The organism is Chitinilyticum litopenaei DSM 21440, assembly GCF_000428145.1.
In the GTDB taxonomy this organism is placed as follows: Bacteria; Pseudomonadota; Gammaproteobacteria; order Burkholderiales; family Chitinibacteraceae; genus Chitinilyticum; species Chitinilyticum litopenaei.
The window spans coordinates 115,215-132,251 of sequence record NZ_ATZJ01000002.1 but is presented as its reverse complement, the minus strand read 5'-3'; the positions used below and the strand labels follow the sequence as shown (position 1 = coordinate 132,251).

At 63.6% G+C, this 17,037-nt stretch carries 20 protein-coding genes; 7 read left to right on the top strand and 13 right to left on the bottom strand.

Annotated features, from left to right (window positions below; genetic code table 11):
* Positions 1-58 precede the first annotated feature (58 nt).
* Positions 59-379 carry a DUF2322 family protein gene (locus C515_RS0102575; RefSeq protein ID WP_028454249.1) on the bottom strand — a complete coding sequence of 107 codons (321 nt, stop codon included), beginning with the start codon at positions 377-379 and terminating at the stop codon, positions 59-61.
* A gap of 131 nt (positions 380-510) precedes the next feature.
* Between C515_RS0102575 and C515_RS0102570 the strand changes: the two genes are divergently transcribed.
* Positions 511-969 carry an EF-hand domain-containing protein gene (locus C515_RS0102570; protein ID WP_028454248.1) on the top strand — a complete coding sequence of 153 codons (459 nt, stop codon included), beginning with the start codon at positions 511-513 and terminating at the stop codon, positions 967-969.
* Between the two features lie 34 nt (positions 970-1,003).
* Here C515_RS0102570 and C515_RS19225 read toward each other — a convergent pair whose 3' ends face one another.
* The 10 genes from C515_RS19225 to cysE form a co-directional block, all read right to left on the bottom strand.
* Complete coding sequence (locus C515_RS19225) at positions 1,004-1,999, bottom strand: HD-GYP domain-containing protein (RefSeq protein WP_051304555.1); 996 nt, start codon at positions 1,997-1,999, stop codon at positions 1,004-1,006.
* A 59-nt stretch (positions 2,000-2,058) separates the two neighbouring features.
* A complete protein-coding gene (iscX, locus tag C515_RS0102560; RefSeq protein WP_028454247.1) occupies positions 2,059-2,253 on the bottom strand; it encodes a Fe-S cluster assembly protein IscX in 195 nt (64 codons plus the stop codon).
* Between the two features lie 64 nt (positions 2,254-2,317).
* The gene (fdx, locus tag C515_RS0102555) at positions 2,318-2,656 is read right to left on the bottom strand and encodes an ISC system 2Fe-2S type ferredoxin (protein WP_028454246.1); all 339 of its coding nucleotides are present in this window, start codon (positions 2,654-2,656) and stop codon (positions 2,318-2,320) included.
* A 115-nt stretch (positions 2,657-2,771) separates the two neighbouring features.
* Positions 2,772-4,625 carry a Fe-S protein assembly chaperone HscA gene (hscA, locus tag C515_RS0102550; protein WP_028454245.1) on the bottom strand — a complete coding sequence of 618 codons (1,854 nt, stop codon included), beginning with the start codon at positions 4,623-4,625 and terminating at the stop codon, positions 2,772-2,774.
* Positions 4,626-4,880: 255 nt separating this feature from the next.
* Complete coding sequence (hscB, locus tag C515_RS0102545) at positions 4,881-5,411, bottom strand: Fe-S protein assembly co-chaperone HscB (protein WP_028454244.1); 531 nt, start codon at positions 5,409-5,411, stop codon at positions 4,881-4,883.
* Between the two features lie 123 nt (positions 5,412-5,534).
* Positions 5,535-5,858 (bottom strand): iron-sulfur cluster assembly protein IscA, encoded by a 324-nt coding sequence (gene iscA, locus C515_RS0102540; protein WP_028454243.1) that lies wholly within the window; start codon positions 5,856-5,858, stop codon positions 5,535-5,537.
* A gap of 75 nt (positions 5,859-5,933) precedes the next feature.
* Entirely contained in the window at positions 5,934-6,314 is a 381-nt protein-coding gene (iscU, locus tag C515_RS0102535) for a Fe-S cluster assembly scaffold IscU (RefSeq protein WP_028454242.1), read from the bottom strand.
* Between the two features lie 151 nt (positions 6,315-6,465).
* Positions 6,466-7,677 (bottom strand): IscS subfamily cysteine desulfurase, encoded by a 1,212-nt coding sequence (locus C515_RS0102530; RefSeq protein WP_028454241.1) that lies wholly within the window; start codon positions 7,675-7,677, stop codon positions 6,466-6,468.
* A gap of 9 nt (positions 7,678-7,686) precedes the next feature.
* Entirely contained in the window at positions 7,687-8,184 is a 498-nt protein-coding gene (gene iscR / locus C515_RS19220; protein WP_043647815.1) for a Fe-S cluster assembly transcriptional regulator IscR, read from the bottom strand.
* A gap of 246 nt (positions 8,185-8,430) precedes the next feature.
* Complete coding sequence (gene cysE, locus C515_RS0102515) at positions 8,431-9,207, bottom strand: serine O-acetyltransferase (RefSeq protein WP_028454239.1); 777 nt, start codon at positions 9,205-9,207, stop codon at positions 8,431-8,433.
* 405 nt (positions 9,208-9,612) lie between these two features.
* Here cysE and C515_RS0102510 point away from each other — a divergent pair, with 405 nt between their 5' ends.
* A complete protein-coding gene (locus tag C515_RS0102510) occupies positions 9,613-10,362 on the top strand; it encodes a DedA family protein (RefSeq protein WP_028454238.1) in 750 nt (249 codons plus the stop codon).
* Between the two features lie 34 nt (positions 10,363-10,396).
* On the opposite strand, the gene C515_RS0102505 is transcribed toward C515_RS0102510, so the two are convergent.
* The gene (locus C515_RS0102505) at positions 10,397-10,957 is read right to left on the bottom strand and encodes a type II toxin-antitoxin system RatA family toxin (RefSeq protein ID WP_211233963.1); all 561 of its coding nucleotides are present in this window, start codon (positions 10,955-10,957) and stop codon (positions 10,397-10,399) included.
* A 213-nt stretch (positions 10,958-11,170) separates the two neighbouring features.
* On the opposite strand from C515_RS0102505, the gene argJ reads away from it, so the two are divergent.
* From argJ to C515_RS0102480, 5 genes are all read left to right on the top strand, one after another.
* Positions 11,171-12,397: a bifunctional glutamate N-acetyltransferase/amino-acid acetyltransferase ArgJ gene (gene argJ, locus C515_RS0102500; protein ID WP_028454236.1), complete on the top strand. Its 1,227-nt coding sequence runs from the start codon at positions 11,171-11,173 to the stop codon at positions 12,395-12,397.
* A 60-nt stretch (positions 12,398-12,457) separates the two neighbouring features.
* Positions 12,458-13,504 (top strand): M28 family peptidase, encoded by a 1,047-nt coding sequence (locus tag C515_RS0102495; protein WP_211233962.1) that lies wholly within the window; start codon positions 12,458-12,460, stop codon positions 13,502-13,504.
* Positions 13,494-14,207, top strand: coding sequence for a Crp/Fnr family transcriptional regulator (locus tag C515_RS22225; protein WP_028454234.1), 714 nt, complete (start codon positions 13,494-13,496; stop codon positions 14,205-14,207). The genes C515_RS0102495 and C515_RS22225 overlap by 11 nt, the downstream gene beginning before the upstream one ends.
* A 93-nt stretch (positions 14,208-14,300) precedes the next feature.
* The gene (locus C515_RS0102485) at positions 14,301-14,621 is read left to right on the top strand and encodes a hypothetical protein (protein WP_028454233.1); all 321 of its coding nucleotides are present in this window, start codon (positions 14,301-14,303) and stop codon (positions 14,619-14,621) included.
* A 171-nt stretch (positions 14,622-14,792) separates the two neighbouring features.
* On the top strand, positions 14,793-15,146 hold the full coding sequence (locus C515_RS0102480) for a hypothetical protein (protein WP_028454232.1): 354 nt from the start codon (positions 14,793-14,795) through the stop codon (positions 15,144-15,146).
* Positions 15,147-15,246: 100 nt separating this feature from the next.
* On the opposite strand, the gene C515_RS0102475 is transcribed toward C515_RS0102480, so the two are convergent.
* Entirely contained in the window at positions 15,247-16,815 is a 1,569-nt protein-coding gene (locus C515_RS0102475; protein WP_028454231.1) for a GGDEF domain-containing response regulator, read from the bottom strand.
* Positions 16,816-17,037 lie beyond the last annotated feature (222 nt).

The window sequence follows — 17,037 nt, the reverse complement described above, 5'->3', positions numbered from 1 at the left end:
GGGATACTCCTGCAAAAGTCATGTCGGCAGCATGGCAGCCACCGGCCGGGCCGATTTGTCAGGCCTTGCTGTTTTCGATCAGGCGTACCGCGAAAGGCTGCGCGGCGTCGACGGCAAACAGGCGGTCGATGTTCGGGTGCTTGCCCGGATTGGCGCGTGCATCTTCGCTGTGCTCGGCATACAGGCGAATGCCCTTGTCCGCGGCCACGGCATTGATGCAGCCGAATTCCTGATACAGCGCATGATAGACCCGCAGGCTGCCTGCCTGGCCAGGTTTGTTTTCGATGCGGGCAACAATGCTGTCGCCATGCAGCAATTCCAGTGCCGCCAGATGGTCGATGCCCGGCAGACCGGCGAGATGATCGGCAAACGTGCTCATAAGCGCTCCTTCAGTATGGGGCGCAGAGCATAGCGCAGATCGTGTCAACGCGGCAGGTCGTGCTGCGTTGATCAGGACATGCCGGCCGGCATCGCAACTCTCTTTTCAGTTCAGATCTTCAGGAGAACATCATGGCCCATTCCAAACTCGTAGCCGCCCTGCTGGCCAGCGTTTCACTGGCGGCCTTTGCGGCCAGCCCTTCGGTGTCCTGCCCGATGCAGAAAATGCCGCAGGGCGATGTCGGCAAGGCCCAGTTCCTGCAGCAGGCAGGCGAACATTTCGACCAGATGGACGGTGATCGCAATGGCGTGGTCAGCGCGGCCGAACGCAAGGCCTGGCGCGAACAGGTGCGTGCGCAGTGTCCCAACCCGCGTGGCGGCAAGCACGGCGGCGGCCCGAAGCATGGGGACATGCCGAAAATGCAGCAGGACATGACGCGTGCCGATGCCCTGCAGCGTGCCGAGGCGCATTTCGACCGCATGGATGCCAGCAAGGACGGGGTTGTCAGCGATGCCGAGCGTCAGGCCTGGCGCGAGCAGATGCGCGAGCGGAAAATGCAGCGGCGCGCTTCGGCGCCGCAGGCGCAATAAGCGCCAGCCGCCCCGGACTCACGGCAGCCGGAGGTCAGCCTGCCGGAGTGGCGGCAGTTTGCTCGGCTTGCGGCAGCTGGGCGTCCGGCCCCCAGACCTGTTGCAGGTTGATCTGCTCTTGCGCGGCCTGCAGGTCGAGCACTTCACAGATGGTGTACTCGGCCTGAGCGCTGTCGCGCAAGACCGGTTTCAGCACCGGGCGACCGTCCGCAGCGAACAGTACCATCAGCAAGGGGGTTTCCAGCGTACGGCCATGGCTTTGCACCATGGCCGTTTCGCCATTGACCAGGCGCACCAGCGCCCCGGGCGGGTAGGGGCCGAGCGTCTGGGTGAACATGCGGCCCAGCTTGCCATCCACCGACTGCAAGGGGCCGTTGAGCGCCGCGATCAGCGCAGCATCGCTTTGCTGTCCGCGTCGCCAGGCATTTTTGGACAGCATGGCGCAATAGCGGTCGGCCAGGCCGATCAGGCGGGCCTCGAAGAGCACGTCCGAGCCCCGCAATTGCTGGGGGTAGCCACTGCCGTCCGGTGCCTCGTGGTGTTGCAGCACGCATTCCAGCCAAGCGGCGTCGGCCACGCCCAGTTCGCGCAGCAGATCCCTCCCGCGGATGGGGTGCAGCTGGATTTGCTGACGCTGTGCTTCGGTCAGTGGCGTGCTTTGCTGTGCCAGTTCGGCCTGCAGCTGGTGCATGGCGATGTTCATCGTCAGGGCGGCGGCGACGACGGGAATGCGCTCCTCGCTGCGCCAGTCCAGCGCGCTGAGCACCTGCTCGACAAGGATGGCAACATTGCAGGCATGGCGGCTCGGGTAGTCGCCCTGCTGGCAGACCTGAATGCTGGCGGTGGCCAGTTCCGCATTCTCGGCGCAGGCCAGCTGGATGCTGTGTACGCACTGGCGGATCAGCTGTGGCAGGGTGTCGGCAAAGGCGTGCGGATTGGCCAGCATCTGCCCGAGCAGATCGCGCAGGCCCAGCAGGCGGGCCAGTGGGGTGAGGCGGGGGGCTGCTGCAGGGGAACTCGACTTTGCCATGGCGACCTTTCTGCTTTATTACCAGTTGCTAATGTTTGCTGGCAGCAGTTTAAGGTGTTTTAGTCGGCCTCGTCCATCCATGCCAGCTGGATTGCTTCAAGAATGCGCTCGCCGCAATGCTTGGGGTCATCGTCAAAGCCTTCCAGCTCGAGCACCCACTTCATCAGCTCGACAAAGTGCAGCTTGGTCGGATCCACATCGGGGTGCGTGTCGGCCAGTGCGATGGCGATCTCGCGGCTATCGGTCCATTTCATGATCTTCTCCATTGGGGTATATGGCTGTAGCCATTTTTGGCAAATGGCTGCAGGCCTATACCTTTTAGTGGTGTTCGCGCGCGTGGTTGATGGTGTATTTCGGCAGCTCGACGACGAGGTCGGTGTCGGCGACGATGGCCTGACACGAGAGCCGCGAGCAGCTCTCCAACCCCCAGGCTTTGTCGAGCTGGTCTTCTTCGAGCTCATCCGCCTCGTTGAGGCTGGCCAGCCCCTCGCGCACCAGCACATGACAGGTAGTGCAGGCGCAGGATTTCTCGCAGGCGTGTTCGATTTCGATGTCGTTTTCCAGCAGGGCATCGCAGATGCTGGTGCCCGGTTCGGCATCGATCACCGCGCCGTCGGGGCACAGCGTGGCGTGGGGGAGTACAACGATCTGGGTCATGGTCTTTCCTGATTTTTAACCACAGCGAACACAGAGAGCACAGAGAAAGTCGCAGCAAGCTGAACTCTGACGTTTTTCCTCTGTGCCCTCTGTGCCTCTGTGGTTCAAGCGGTTTTTACAGTTCGGCGATATTGTGCCCCGCCAGGCCGCGGCGCACGGCGGCGTCCATGCGGCGCGCGGCGAAATCGCTGCTGGCCTGGTTGAGAGCCTCGGCGGCAAGGCGGATGGCATCGGCATTGTCCGCCGCGCACAGTGCGCGCAGCTCGGCCATGCTCGTGCGGATGCGTGCCTGCTCCTCGGCGGCGATCAGCTCGCCGTCGCTGGCCAGCGCCACATCCAGCGCATTGAGCAGGCTTTCAGCCTCGACCCGCGCCTCGCCCAGCTTGCGCTGCTGCATGTCGTCCTGGGCATGCTGCATCGATTCCTGCAGCATGCGCGCCACTTCCTCATCCGACAAGCCGTACGACGGCTTGACCGCGATGCTGGCTTCGATGCCGGTGGATTGTTCGCGTGCCGACACCGACAGCAGGCCGTCGGCGTCGACCTGAAAAGTAACGCGGATGCGCGCCGCGCCGGCGACCATGGCCGGAATGCCGCGCAGCTCGAAGCGCGCCAGGCTGCGGCAGTCGGAAACCAGCTCGCGCTCGCCCTGCAGCACGTGAATAGCCATCGCGGTCTGGCCATCCTTGAAGGTGGTGAATTCCTGTGCGCGCGCGGTCGGGATGGTCGAATTGCGCGGGATGACCTTTTCGACCAGTCCGCCCATGGTTTCCAGCCCCAGCGACAGCGGAATCACATCCAGCAGCAGCCAGTCGTCGTCGCCCTTGTTGCCGGCCAGCACATTGGCCTGCATCGCCGCGCCCAGCGCCACGACCTTGTCCGGGTCGAGGTTGGTCAGCGGCTGCTGGCCGAACAGTTCGGCGACGGCGCGGCGCACATGCGGCATGCGCGTGGCGCCGCCGACCAGCACCACACCCTTGATGTCGGCCGCGGTGAGCTTGGCATCACGCAGCGCCTTCTTTACCGGCAGCAGTGTCTTTTGCACCAGGTGCGCGGTGAGCTGCTGGAAATCGTGGGCGCTGAGTTCCTGATCGATGACCTGGCCGTCGGAGAGCACGGCGGTGATGCGCGTGCTGTCGTGGTCGGTCAGTGCCTCCTTGGCCTCGCGCGCGCGCGTGAGCAGCAGGCGCTGGTCGTGGGCATTGGGGCCGCGCAGGCCGGCCTGCTCCAGCACCCAGCAATACAGGCGGTGGTCGAAATCGTCGCCGCCGAGTTGCGCGTCGCCGGAGGTGGCGCGTACTTCAAACACGCCGCGCGACAGTTCGAGAATCGATACATCGAAGGTGCCGCCGCCGAGGTCATACACGACATAAGTGCCTTCGGCGCCATTGTCGAGTCCATAGGCGATGGCAGCGGCCGTCGGTTCATTGAGCAGCCGCAGCACATTGAGTCCGGCGAGTTTTGCCGCGTCCTTGGTGGCTTGGCGCTGGGCATCGTCGAAGTAGGCGGGCACGGTGACCACGGCGCCGACCAGTTCGCCGCCCAGGCTGGCTTCGGCGCGGGCCTTCAGCGTGGCGAGGATGTCGGCAGAGACTTCGACCGGGCTTTTCACGCCGGCGCGCGTCACCAGCTTCAGCATGCCGGGTTCGTCGACGAAGCGGTAAGGCGTGGCCAGCTCGCCGATGTCGTGCACGCCACGACCCATGAAACGCTTGACCGACACGATGGTATTGGCGGGGTCTTCATTTTGCCGGGCTTGCGCGGCGTGGCCGACCAGCAGGCCGTCACGGCCGTAGTGCACGACGCTGGGCAGCAGCATGCGCCCTTCGGCGTCCGGCAGGCAGACCGCGCTGCCGCTCTTGACGGTGGCGACCAGCGAATTGGTGGTGCCCAGGTCAATGCCGACCGCCAGCCGGTGCTGGTGCGGAGCGGCGCTCATGCCGGGTTCGGAAATTTGCAGCAAAGCCATTGGCTTTCATCCTGTGTGCTTGGCTTGAATTCTAATCGTCAGTCACGGGTATTGATCTGCAGCCTTTTCTGGTAGTGGGCTTTGGCGTGATCGGTGTTGGGGTATGCCGCGACTCAGGGTTGGAATCCAATGGGTTGAACATGGTGCAGTATCGAAAAGGGCTGCCGGGCTGGCGATGGCGCAACAAGCAGAGTGCTGCAGATCAAGCAGGTCGCGCCTCATCCAGACGCGCGCAACACCGTTGCGGGGTACGACCTAGAACATCACCGCTTCGATGGCGTCACCGATTTCCTGGTCGAGCTTTTCCAGAAAGCGCAGCTTGCGCACCGAGGTGCTGGCCGCATCCCACTGACTGACGTCGAGCTGGCCACCCAGCAGCTGCTCCAGCGCGGCGATTTCCTCGCGCAGCTCGGCGCCCAGGCGTTCGAGTTCATCGAGATGGCGGCTGCTCTTGGCCTCGGCAATCGCTTCGCGCCATTCCATCTGCTGCATCAGGAAGTCCATCGGCATGGCCGTGTTGGTGTCTTCCTGCGTGTCGATGCCATTGAGCCGCAGCAGGTAGCGTGCGCGGGCCAGCGGCGACTTCAGCGTTTGCCAGGCCTCGTTGACAAAGGTCGAGGCCTGCAGCGACAGGCGGCGGGCCGTGTCATCGCTGCTGGCGAAGCGATCGGGGTGCCACAGTGCCTGCAGGTCGCGATAGCGCTGATCAAGCTCCCGGGTATCGATGGCAAAGCCTTGCTGCATGCCGAAGAGCGTGAAATACGTCTGGTTGAAATCAAACTGCATCGTTCAGGCCCAAATGCAATGCGTAGGATGGGTTGAGGCCGAAGGCCGATACCCATCAAGGCATGGCTGCTGCGCTGCGAAATGATGGGTATCGCTGCGCTCAACCCATCCTACGAGTGGTTTTTAAACGTGGAAGCTCTCGCCGCAACCGCACTCGTTCTTCACGTTCGGGTTGTTGAACTTGAAGCCTTCGTTCAGCCCTTCCTTGGTGTAGTCGAGCTCGGTACCGTCGATGTAGGCGAGGCTCTTGGCGTCGGTGTAGATCTTCACGCCATTGCTCTCGAACACCAGATCTTCCGGGTTTTCCACGTCGACGAATTCCAGCTTGTACGCCATGCCCGAACAGCCGGCGGTTTTCACGGCCAGCCGTACGCCCAGCCCCTTGCCGCGCTTGGCGAGGAAGTTGGCCACGTGATTGGCGGCGCTTTCGCTCAGTGTGAGTGCCATGTTGAACTCCGTGAGGAGTGAGGGGAGAGGGGTGAGGCGAAGTGGTGTTCCACCTTGCGCCTCACGCCTGACGCCTCACTGATGTTTCTTCTTGTAGTCTTCTACCGCTGCCTTGATGGCGTCTTCGGCCAGGATGGAGCAGTGGATTTTCACCGGCGGCAGCGCCAGTTCTTCGGCAATTGCCGTGTTCTTGATCGTCAGCGCTTCATCGAGCGTCTTGCCCTTCACCCATTCAGTGACGAGCGAGCTGGACGCAATCGCCGAGCCGCAGCCGTAGGTCTTGAACTTCGCATCCTGGATCACGCCGTCTTCGCCGACCTTGATCTGCAGCTTCATCACGTCGCCACAGGCCGGTGCACCGACCATGCCGGTGCCGACGCTATCGTCACCCTTTTCAAAGGAGCCCACATTGCGCGGGTTTTCGTAGTGGTCGAGGACCTGTTCGCTGTATGCCATTTTGTGTACCTCCGAGTTCTAATCTGTATTGGTCGCGCACATCCGGGCAATTTGCCCGGGTCGCGGTGTCCTGCAAGGCGCGGTGTCGCGCGGTTTACTGCTGTAAACAAGCGGTAACGCAACGCCGCAGGGCGCTGCGAGCCGGAGCAAATTAGTGGGCGGCCCACTCGATGGTGGAGATGTCGATGCCATCCTTGTACATCTCCCACAGCGGCGAGAGCTCACGGAGCTTGCCGATCTTGGTCTTGCACAGCTCGATGGTGTGGTCGATGTCTTCTTCAGTCGTGAAGCGGCCGATGGTGAAGCGGATCGACGAATGCGCCAGCTCGTCCGAGCGGCCCAGCGCGCGCAGCACATAGGAGGGCTCCAGCGAGGCCGAGGTACAGGCCGAGCCGCTGGAAACCGCCAGGTCCTTCAGCGCCATGATCAGCGACTCGCCTTCGACGTAGTTGAAGCTCACGTTCAGGTTGTGCGGCACGCGGCGCGTCATGTCGCCATTGAGGTGCACTTCCTCGATTTCCTTCAGGCCGTTCCACAGGCGATCACGCAGCGCGCCGATGCGCTGGTTCTCAGCGTCCATTTCTTCGCGGGCGATGCGGAAGGCTTCGCCCATGCCGACGATCTGGTGCGTGGCCAGCGTGCCGGAGCGGAAACCACGCTCGTGGCCGCCGCCGTGCATCTGTGCTTCGAGGCGCACGCGCGGCTTGCGGCGCACGTACAGCGCACCGATGCCCTTGGGACCGTAGGTCTTGTGCGCGGAGAAGCTCATCAGATCGACCTTCAGCGCATTCAGGTCGATTTTCACCTTGCCGGTGGCTTGTGCGGCGTCGACGTGGAACAGAATGCCCTTGCTGCGGCACAGCTCCCCGATACCTTCGATGTCCTGGATCACGCCGATTTCGTTGTTCACGAACATCACGGAGATCAGGATGGTGTCCGGGCGGATGGCGGCTTCCAGTACGGCCCGGTCGATCAGACCGTTGTCCTGCACATCAAGGTAAGTGACTTCGAAGCCTTCACGCTCCAGCTCGCGCATGGTGTCGAGAATGGCTTTGTGCTCGGTCTTCACCGTGATCAGGTGCTTGCCCTTGTTGCTGTAGAAGTGCGCGGCACCCTTGAGCGCCAGATTGTTCGACTCAGTGGCGCCCGAGGTCCAGACGATTTCCTTCGGATCGCAATTCACCAGCGCAGCGACCTGCTCGCGCGCTTCTTCCACCGCCGCTTCGGCTTCCCAGCCGTAGGGGTGGGAGCGGCTGGCCGGGTTGCCGAACAGCTCGGTGAGGTAGGGGATCATCTTGGCGCCCACGCGCGGGTCAACCGGAGTGGTGGCGGAATAATCGAGGTAGATCGGTTTCTTGTTCATGGCCGGTGCTCAATGTGCGGCGGTGACGCCGGAAGGGTCTTTTGAATCTTTCAGGCCGCGCGCGTCGATCAGCGCGGCGTTGTCGCTGCGGCGTTTCTGCTTGGCGAGGTGCTCGTCGATCAGCTTGCCCAGCGTGACGGCGGACAGGTGGTCATAGATGGTGCGGTTCAGCCCGGCCCACAGATCGTGGGTCATGCAGCGGTGCTCGTCGCGACAGTTTTCCTTGCCGCCGCACTGTGTGGCGTCCAGCGGCTCGTCCACGGCACAGATGATTTCGGCAACGGTGATTTCGTGCGGCACCCGGGCGAGGCAATAACCGCCACCGGGGCCGCGCACGCTTTCCACCAGTTCGCGGCGGCGCAGTTTGCCGAACAGCTGCTCCAGATAGGAGAGCGAAATGTGCTGGCGTTCGCTGATGCCGGCCAGCGTGACCGGGCCGTTCGCTTCGCGCAGCGCCAGATCAAGCATCGCAGTAACGGCAAAGCGGCCTTTGGTTGTCAGGCGCATGCTGGTGTCCTCGCGTATCTGGGCCCTGATTCTGGCCCGGGTCGCTGCCATGCACAGGCATGGAGCCGTGATCGTGATTGGCCGGCCGCTGCACCTTCGGGTGGCCGGCTTCCCGGAGGGAAGCCGGCTGCGCTACTGGCGACAGGGCTGGCTCGGAATAGGGCTTATCCTAAAATAACCTACTGATTTAGTCAACTAAAAGCCCGACTGGTTCAGTCGGGCTTTCGGGCCGGTTTTCGGGTGGGGTCAGTCGACGATGCGGTTCAGGTAGCCAGGGTCGAACTGATCGTCGCGGGCGCGTTCTTCGGCGCAATCCACGCCCAGCTGCTCCAGCTTTTTCAGGATGGCCTCCAGGCGCGCATCGGTGGCCACCGTGTGATCGAGCAGGCCGTGAATGGCCTTCACCATCGGGTCGTTCATGTCGCTGGCAATGCCGTAGGCCGAAAAGCCCAGTTGTGCTGCCTTGGCCGCACGCGCCTGGTCTTCCTCGCTGCAGGCCGGCTGCGGCACGGCCTCGACGATGCGCGCCGGGATGCCGATGGCGGTGGCGCCGGCCGGCACGGCCTTGACCACGACGGCATTCGAGCCGATCTTCGCGCCCTCGCCGATGGTAAAGCCGCCCAGCACCTTGGCGCCGGCGCCGACGATCACGCCGCGCTCCAGGGTCGGGTGGCGCTTGGCGCCCTTGACGAGCGAAGTGCCGCCCAGCGTCACGCCCTGATACAGGGTGACGTCGTCGCCGATTTCCGCTGTCTCGCCAATCACCACGCCCATGCCATGATCAATGAACACGCGCCGGCCAATGGTCGCACCGGGATGGATTTCAATGCCGGTAAAGAAACGGCCGATCTGCGATACCACCCGCGCCAGCAGGCGCAGGTCGCGTACCCACAGCCCGTGCGAAACCCGGTGCAGCGCCAGTGCATGAAAGCCCGGATAACAGAGCACGACTTCCAGCCGGCTTTTCGCCGCAGGATCGCGTTCCAGTATCACCTTGATGGTTTCGTGCAGGTAGTCGAGCATGACCGCGCCAGAGAGCCAGAATTAAGCCGACTATTTTACTCGACTATTGCAGGCAGGGCTAGCCCGGATGCTTAAGCCGCCGCTCGGCAAAAGTGGCTGCATGCCTTGCCGGGCATGGCTTTGCGCTGATTGCGGTTTCGTTACGGACTGTTCGCGGCGACGAGTCTGGCCCGCTCTTTCGGCGTTGTGCCAGTTTTCACGCAAAACGTCGTGCCGCTGCGTAAGCCAATGGCACAGGATCATTCTGGAGCGTGCGGATCATCTATCCGGGGAGGGCATTCCGTAGTGCCGCCTGCTTGCAGGCGCGTGTCGCGCAGCCCCGGTCTGCAATTTTTTTGCGCAGCGCTGAACCAAGCCCGATTTGCGACTGACTAAGGCGCGTTTCTGTCAATCAGGCCACACAGCATGGAATCCCTGTTCAACACCGCGCTTGCACACTCGGGCGAGCTGGCTCTTGCCTTGCTTTTTGTCATTGTCCTGGCCGAATCCATTGCCCTGCTTGGCTTGCTGATTCCGGGGACCGTGCTGATGATCGCCATCGGCACGCTGGTCGGCCAAGGCGTGATCGATTTGTGGCTGGCCTGCCTGGTGGGGTTTCTGGCCGCCCTGCTGGGTGACTGTTTTTCGTTCTGGCTGGGCAAGCGCTACCGCATGCGTCTGCAGCAACATCCACTGGTGCGCCCGCACCGCGGGCTGCTGGTCCAGGCGCGGCGGGTGTTGCGCAGGCACGGAGGTGGCGGCATTTTCGCCGGCCGTTTTATCGGCCCCACCCGTCCGGTGCTGCCGATGGTCGCCGGCATGCTTGCCATGCCGCCGCGGCGCTTCTTTCCTGCCTGCGCCCTGGCCTGCCTCTTCTGGACGCCGGCCTATCTGCTGCCGGGCATTTTTGCCGGCGCCGCCATCGGCATGGAAGAGCACGCCGGGATCTCCTTTCCCATGCAACTGCTGCTTGCCGCCATCCTTTCCGCACTGGCCGCCTGGCTGCTCTACGGACGCTTGAGCCAGCGCTTCGGTCGCCAGCGCAGCGCCGCCGTCGCTCCCGTCTTGCGCTGGGGCATGCCGCTGTCGCTGCTGGCGGCGGCAACGGCGGTCTGGTTCACCGTTGCCCATCCGCAGGCACTCGTTTATGGCAATCGCTTGTGGCAGCTGATGTAAACAGGTATGCCGTGCCTGATGGCTTCGCCCGGGTTTATGCTCGCTCTTGCGGCATGGCCTGGGCTGGCGTGCCGGCAAGGGCCTCGCAGTAGCGTTTCAGCCCCTGCAGGCGCTGGCGGGCGGTGCGAGAAAAATAGGCCGTCGCTATGCGATCACCGGCCCAGGCCAGCCAGCGCGGCCGCGTTGCCAGTGCATAGCGAAATCGAACCAGCGTGCCATCCGGGCCGGTGGCATCGAACAGCCAGGAGCCGGCGAACTTGCTGATCAGCGCCGGCCCTTCGATCATCCGGATCGCCGCCCGCCGAGGCGGAGCGACCTGCACAAATTCGACCAGCATCGTCATGCCCAGGCGCGAGCGCACCCGTACCTGCGTACCGACTGTCAATTCCTCCATCGAGCCGGAAACGACTTCAATCGACTCGGGGAATGGGTCCCAGTCATAACGCACCCGATAATCCTGCGACACGGCATATACCAGCGCGGCCGGGGCATTGATTTGAATGGCTGCTTCGACGATGGGCATGCGCGAATCCTGAGTTAGTGGATGGCGAGTCGGTAGTACGCTGGACAAGCCGTCCTGGATGAGGTTGCTCATGAGTGCGAGATGCTCGCAGATTGAGCGAGCAGCGTACGCAAAAGCTCATCAGCCCGGAAGAGCGGCCATTACGCCGTGGTAAATTAATCAAGTGCAATCCAACAACCGGAGGGGTAATTGACGTAGAAGCGACGGGATCGACATGTCCTGCTACGCCCTTTGCCACACTCCCGCGCTACAATCGCTACTTTTGCCGCTTTTCTGGAGCCCGCCATGCCCGTAAACGTTCCCGCACTTGAATCGCTGACCCTGAACCCCGTCGCCGGGGTCGAGCTGGGGATTGCTTCGGCCGGCATCAAGAAGCCGGGGCGTCGCGATGTGCTGGTGATGCGGCTGGCGGAAGGCACCCGCGTGGCGGGTGTGTTTACCCGCAACAAGTTCTGCGCCGCGCCCGTGCGCATCTGCCAGAGCCATCTGGGCGAGCGTTCCGACATGCGTGCGCTGGTGGTGAACACCGGCAACGCCAATGCCGGCACCGGCCTGGATGGTCATGAGCGCGCCAAGACCGTGTGCTTTGCGCTGGCCGAGCTGCTGGGCGTGGCACCGGTACAGGTGCTGCCGTTCTCGACCGGCGTGATTCTGGAACCGCTGCCGGCGGACAAGATCGTCGGCGCGCTGCCGGCGGCGATTGCCGATCTGAAGCCGGCCAACTGGGCCGATGCGGCCAACGCCATCATGACCACCGACATTGTTCCCAAGGCGGCGTCGAAGCAGATCGTGCTCGGCGGCAAGACCGTGACGCTGACCGGCATCAGCAAGGGCAGCGGCATGATCCACCCGAACATGGCGACCATGCTCGGCTATCTGGCGACCGACGCAGCGGTGGCGCAGCCGGTGCTGGAAAAACTGCTGAAATGGGCGACCGATCGTTCGTTCAACTGCATCACGGTGGATGGCGACATGTCGACCAACGACAGCTACATCCTCATCGCCACCGGCCAGGCCGGCAATGCGGAAATCGATTCGGAAAACCACGCCGATTTCGCCGCACTGCGTGATGCCGTGCTGGAAATCAGCCAGCAACTGGCGCAATACATCGTGCGGGATGGCGAAGGCGCGACCAAGTTCATCACCATCAACGTCGAAGGCGGCAAGAGCTGGGACGAGTGCAAGGATGTCGGCTACGCGATTGCCCGCTCGCCGCTGATCAAGACCGCGATGTTCGCGTCCGACCCCAACCTGGGCCGTATCCTGGCCGCCATCGGTTATTCGCCGGTCGAGCTGGATGTCGATACGCTGGAAGTGTGGCTGGGCGACGTGCTGGTGGCCGAGAAGGGCGGCCGCGCGGCCAGCTACACCGAAGAGCAGGGCCAGCGCGTGATGAATGAGCCGGAAATTGCGGTAACGGTGAAGCTGAACCGTGGCGATGTGGCGGCGACGGTCTGGACCTGCGATTTCAGCTACGACTATGTGAAGATCAACGCCGATTATCGCAGCTGATCGGTTTGCATGCCGGCCAACGCCCCGTTTTGCGGGGCGTAGGCGTATTTGGAGCCAGCCATGCTGAAAGCATGTTTCATATCCTTGCTGCGCATTACTGGGTTGCTGGTCGCGATCCTGGGTGGCATTGTTCTCGTGCTGTGGTGGCAGTTCGCCATGCCGGGGCGCTCGCATGGTGCCGAATTGCCCCCCTGGACTGCTGGCGAGCGCGAGTTGGCCACGCGTCTTGCGGGGCATGTGCAGCACATCGCCAGTGCGCCACATCATGTGCGCGAGGCGGCCGCACTGCAGCAGGTCAGTGCCTATATCGAAGACACACTGAAAGCGCAGGGCCATGCGGTACAGATCCAGCCCTATCAGGTGGATGGCGTGAGCGTGCGCAATCTGGAGGTGGTGCTGCCCGGCAGCAGCAAGCGCGCCGAGGCGCTGGTGATCGGGGCGCACTATGATTCCTCGCCGGAGGGGCCTGGCGCAAACGACAATGGCTCGGGCGCGGCCGTGCTGCTCGAGTTGGCGCGCACGCTCAAAGCCACGCCGCTGCCGCGCACCGTGCGGCTGGTGTGGTTCGTCAACGAGGAGTCACCGTATTTCCAGGGGCCGGACATGGGCAGCGTGCGCTATGCGAAGCAGGCGGCGAGCCGCAGTGCCGAGCGCGTGATCGGCATGCTGTCGCTGGAAACGCTGGGCTATTACTCCGATACGCCAGGCAGCCAGCATTACGCGCATCAGCTGATGAAACTCTTCTATCCGTCGGCCGGCAATTACGTCGCCTTTGTGGGCAACCGCCAGTCGCGCGAGCTGCTGAGTGACAGCGTCGCGGCCTTTCGTGCCGCCGCCGCCTTCCCCTCGCAGGGGCTGGCGCTGCCCGACACGATTCCGGCACTGGCCCACCTGACCGATCCGCTCGGCTATTCCGATCACTGGAGTTTCTGGCAGGAAGGCATCCCCGCCATCATGGTCACCGACACGGCGATGATGCGTTATCCGCATTACCACACACCGCAAGACACGCCGGACAAGCTCGACTACCTGCGGCTGGCGCGCGTCGCCAATGGCATTCAGGCCGTGATCGTCCAGCTGGCGGGGCAGAGCAGCGATGGCCATTGATCCACTGGCGGGCGAAGCCGCAAATCCTGCCGATGCAGACAGTACGTTGCTGATGTTGCTGTTCCCGCTGCTGCACGCTTTTTCCGCCGAGGCGCGCGCAGCGCTGCTGACGGAAGCTTCCTGGCGGGCGGCAGTGGCCGGCGAGATCCTCTGGCATGAGGGTGATGCGATTGCCGAGCTGCTGCTGCTCACCCGCGGTGTCGTGCGGGCGATCGCCAATGCTGACGATGGCCCGCGCGCCTATCTGTACGGCCATATGGCTGCCGGCGCGGTAGCCGGATTGCATGTCCTGTTTACCGAGCCGGTCGCGCAGGTCAATCTGGTGGTGCAGGAAGACTGCCGCTATCTCGCCTTGCCGCTGACGGCTTTGCGTCGCGCACTGGACGCGCATCCCGCAGCCTGGGAGGCGGTGGCGCGGGAACTGGCGCAGGGGGTCTACCATCTGGTCAACTCACTCAATCTGCTGGGGCAGAGCAATGGCTATCAGCGCCTGCGCCGGCTGCTGGTGCGGCTGGACCGGCGCGCACGCAATTCGCACGACATCAGCGGGGTGGCGCTCAGCCAGCAGGAGCTGGCGGCGCGCATCGGCCTGTCGCGCGAGATGGTCAACCGCATGCTGGGAGAATTGCGCAGCGGCGGCTACCTGACCCAGGACGAGCGCGGGCGTTTTCTCATCCTCAAACCGCTGCCGCACGCGTTCTGAACGGCTGTGCGAAACCGCACACGCTATTAAGCATTTTCCTTCAGGCGCTTAGCATGGGTTCCATCGCAATCCGAATGTTGCAAGGAGCCCATCATGAAACAACTGCTGATCTGTCTGGCCGCTGCACTGCTGGCGGCCCCGGCCATGGCCGGGGTTCACTCCGAAATCCGCGAGGGGGCTCGCGAAGTCCGTCAGGCCAAGGTCGATGGCGCCCGCGAAGTCATGGCCGAACGCCGCGAAGCCGCCCGTGATTATTACAACGCCGACAATGCCTGGGAGCGCCGTCAGGCAATCCGTGAAGGCGCGCGCGAAGTCCGTGCCGCGAAACGCAAGGCCGAGCGGGAGGTGCGCTCCGAGCGCCGCGAGGCGCGCCGTGAAATTCGCCGGGAAATCGTCAAGTCGCGCTGGGACTGAGGGTCGCAACCTGCACGCACGCCACGACTGATTCTGGCTCGCCACCTGCCCTCTGCAACCGTCAGGACGGCGGCGCTGCCTGCCGCAACCGGAGCATGCACCCAGGGCCGGAAAAGATCGTGGCACAAAGATGTTTCCGCGTTGTCGCGACACGCAAGCCAGGAGGGTGTTATGCAAAAAAAAGGGATCACCAAATCGGAATGGTTGTGCGCGCTGCTTGCCACCGGTCTGCTGCTGACGGCCGAAGCTGCCTTTGCCGAGCGTACCGAGGCGCGGCGCCTTGGTGCGTTTGCCGGCGCCATGAAGTATTGCGCGGAACGCTATGACGAGAAAGAGGGGCGTTATTTCTGGGCCCGGCAACGGGTGGCGCGCGAGGTGGACGGCATGTCCGGCAAGAACAAGTTGCGTGCCATCGCCGCAGGCGATCATGCGTTCCGGACCGGCCGTTTTCTGGGTGACCGGCTGGATCGCAGCGAGTGCCGCACGCTGCTGGGCATGAGCGAATGGCGCCGTTTCTGGCGCTGACAGGGGTATGTGGCCAGCCCCTTTCTTGGAAAAAGGCCGCAGGGCTATACCTGCATTGTTGAGGGTGGAGAGTATGGCCTTGCCGGTGGCCCGGCGTCGTTCATGCGCATTCCACGCGGTTGCGCCCGCCGCGCTTGGCGCGGTACAGCGCGTCGTCGGCGGCCTGGATCAGTGCCTCGCGGCTTTCGATGGCCGGGTAGGCGGCCATGCCGCAGGAGAAGCTGAGCTGGAAATAGCCGTCGGCGTAAGGGTGGTGGATGGCGGCGAAGTCCTGGCGCAGCAGCTCGAGCACGGCAAAGCCCTGGCTGAGGCTGGCCCCGGGCAGCGCAAGCAGGAATTCCTCGCCGCCGTAGCGGCCGAGAATGTCCGAGTGGCGCACGCGCTTTTTCAGTAGCCACGCCAGGCTGCGGATGATCTGGTCGCCGACCGGGTGGCCGTAGCGGTCATTCACCTGCTTGAAATGATCGATGTCCAGCATGGCCACGCACAGCGGCTTTTGCTGCTGGCGGCACTGGTCGAGCGCGATGTCGAGCTGGGTCTTGCTGCTGGTGTGGTTCAGCAGGCCGGTGAGGCTGTCGTGTTCCATCGAGCGGCGCAGGGCGCGGTAGCGTTCGATCTTGCTTTTCACGATGGCGTTCAGGAACACCGGGTTGAAGGGCTTGGTTAGGAAGTGGTCGCCGCCCAGGCGCAGGGCTTCCACCTGCAGCGCCAGATCGGTTTCGCCGGACAGGTAGACGATGGGCATCGACAGGTATTCCGGGTGCTGGCGGATGATGCGCGCCACCTCGACGCCGGTACAGCCCGGCATGTACATGTCCAGCAGCAGCAGGTCAGGCTGGAATTCGCGCAGTGTGTCGAGCACCTGGCGCGGATCGGCCAGCGCGCGGGTTTCGATGCCCTGTTCGGCCAGCGCGCGGCGGATCAGCGCGTGCGCGGTGACGGAGTCGTCGACGATCAGCACGCGGTAGCCGTCATCGTCATGCTGATCCTGCAATTCGAGAATGTGCGCGACCATGGCCGGGCGGCTCATGTCGCGCGGGAAACAGTGGTCGCAGCCGTGCTTGAGCGCCTGGTGCATCAGTGCGAATTCGCTGTCCAGCCCCAGCGCGATCAGCTGGCTGGCCGGATTGTTGCGGCGCAGTTCGGCAAGCTGCGGCCAGTCCACCCCGGTGAGGTCGAGCAGAAAGAAGCTCTGCACCTGCCGGGGCGCCTCGCTCCAGCCGATGCGCTGCACCGCGAGGCCGAAGTAGCCGAGCTGGGCCTGCAGCTCTTGCCAGCGGACGTCATTGTCGCTGATCAGGTAGAGCGCCGGTGGCTGCAAGGCGACGCTGGCGGCGGATTCGGCGGAGTGCTGGCGACGGTCGGGCAGGGCGGCAGGCTGTTCGCCGGTGAGCAACTGGCTCAGCCCGCGGATATGGGTCGCCAGCTGCTCGCGGGCTTCGGGGCTGATCGGATGGCTTTCCGGCGCGCCAAACAGCGCCAGTGCTTCCTGTTCGAGATCCTGGCTGATGCGTGCCAGGCCGACGCTGGGGCCGACGCGCAGGATCTCCGCCAGCGTGTTCACGCCAAGGGCGAATTCGACGAAATGATCGAAGTGCGGTTCGGCGCAGTACGCATCCCAGGCCGAGAGCAGGGTACTCAGTTTGGTGCGGGTGTTGAGGGCAGACATGCCGGGCTCGCGGACGCGCTGTATGCAATTGCCTGATTTTACGGCAAGGCGCGCTTGCTGTCGCTAGCTTTGATGCAGTAGGAAGGCGGTGGTAAGTTTACATATGATGGGTATGCATATGCAGCCTTTATGCATGAATGGCTGTATGGCAATACATGACGTGGTATTCAGGGGGGGGCGGCACGGTCTGCTCCCGCTGGCCAGACATGTCGCATTCCGTCC

Bases quoted from the DNA above. Each gene is read 5' to 3' on its own strand.
- iscX (WP_028454247.1), bottom strand. From the start codon at position 2,253: ATGAAATGGACCGATAGCCGCGAGATCGCCATCGCACTGGCCGACACG.
- C515_RS19225 (WP_051304555.1), bottom strand. From the start codon at position 1,999: ATGGCAAAGTCGAGTTCCCCTGCAGCAGCCCCCCGCCTCACCCCACTG.
- iscR (WP_043647815.1), bottom strand. From the start codon at position 8,184: ATGCGCCTGACAACCAAAGGCCGCTTTGCCGTTACTGCGATGCTTGAT.
- iscU (WP_028454242.1), bottom strand. From the start codon at position 6,314: ATGGCATACAGCGAACAGGTCCTCGACCACTACGAAAACCCGCGCAAT.
- fdx (WP_028454246.1), bottom strand. From the start codon at position 2,656: ATGACCCAGATCGTTGTACTCCCCCACGCCACGCTGTGCCCCGACGGC.
- C515_RS0102480 (WP_028454232.1), top strand. From the start codon at position 14,793: ATGCAAAAAAAAGGGATCACCAAATCGGAATGGTTGTGCGCGCTGCTT.
- C515_RS0102485 (WP_028454233.1), top strand. From the start codon at position 14,301: ATGAAACAACTGCTGATCTGTCTGGCCGCTGCACTGCTGGCGGCCCCG.
- C515_RS0102495 (WP_211233962.1), top strand. From the start codon at position 12,458: ATGCTGAAAGCATGTTTCATATCCTTGCTGCGCATTACTGGGTTGCTG.
- C515_RS0102570 (WP_028454248.1), top strand. From the start codon at position 511: ATGGCCCATTCCAAACTCGTAGCCGCCCTGCTGGCCAGCGTTTCACTG.
- C515_RS0102575 (WP_028454249.1), bottom strand. From the start codon at position 379: ATGAGCACGTTTGCCGATCATCTCGCCGGTCTGCCGGGCATCGACCAT.
- C515_RS0102510 (WP_028454238.1), top strand. From the start codon at position 9,613: ATGGAATCCCTGTTCAACACCGCGCTTGCACACTCGGGCGAGCTGGCT.
- hscA (WP_028454245.1), bottom strand. From the start codon at position 4,625: ATGGCTTTGCTGCAAATTTCCGAACCCGGCATGAGCGCCGCTCCGCAC.
- argJ (WP_028454236.1), top strand. From the start codon at position 11,171: ATGCCCGTAAACGTTCCCGCACTTGAATCGCTGACCCTGAACCCCGTC.
- C515_RS0102505 (WP_211233963.1), bottom strand. From the start codon at position 10,957: ATGAGCAACCTCATCCAGGACGGCTTGTCCAGCGTACTACCGACTCGC.
- C515_RS22225 (WP_028454234.1), top strand. From the start codon at position 13,494: ATGGCCATTGATCCACTGGCGGGCGAAGCCGCAAATCCTGCCGATGCA.
- cysE (WP_028454239.1), bottom strand. From the start codon at position 9,207: ATGCTCGACTACCTGCACGAAACCATCAAGGTGATACTGGAACGCGAT.
- C515_RS0102530 (WP_028454241.1), bottom strand. From the start codon at position 7,677: ATGAACAAGAAACCGATCTACCTCGATTATTCCGCCACCACTCCGGTT.
- iscA (WP_028454243.1), bottom strand. From the start codon at position 5,858: ATGGCACTCACACTGAGCGAAAGCGCCGCCAATCACGTGGCCAACTTC.
- C515_RS0102475 (WP_028454231.1), bottom strand. From the start codon at position 16,815: ATGTCTGCCCTCAACACCCGCACCAAACTGAGTACCCTGCTCTCGGCC.
- hscB (WP_028454244.1), bottom strand. From the start codon at position 5,411: ATGCAGTTTGATTTCAACCAGACGTATTTCACGCTCTTCGGCATGCAG.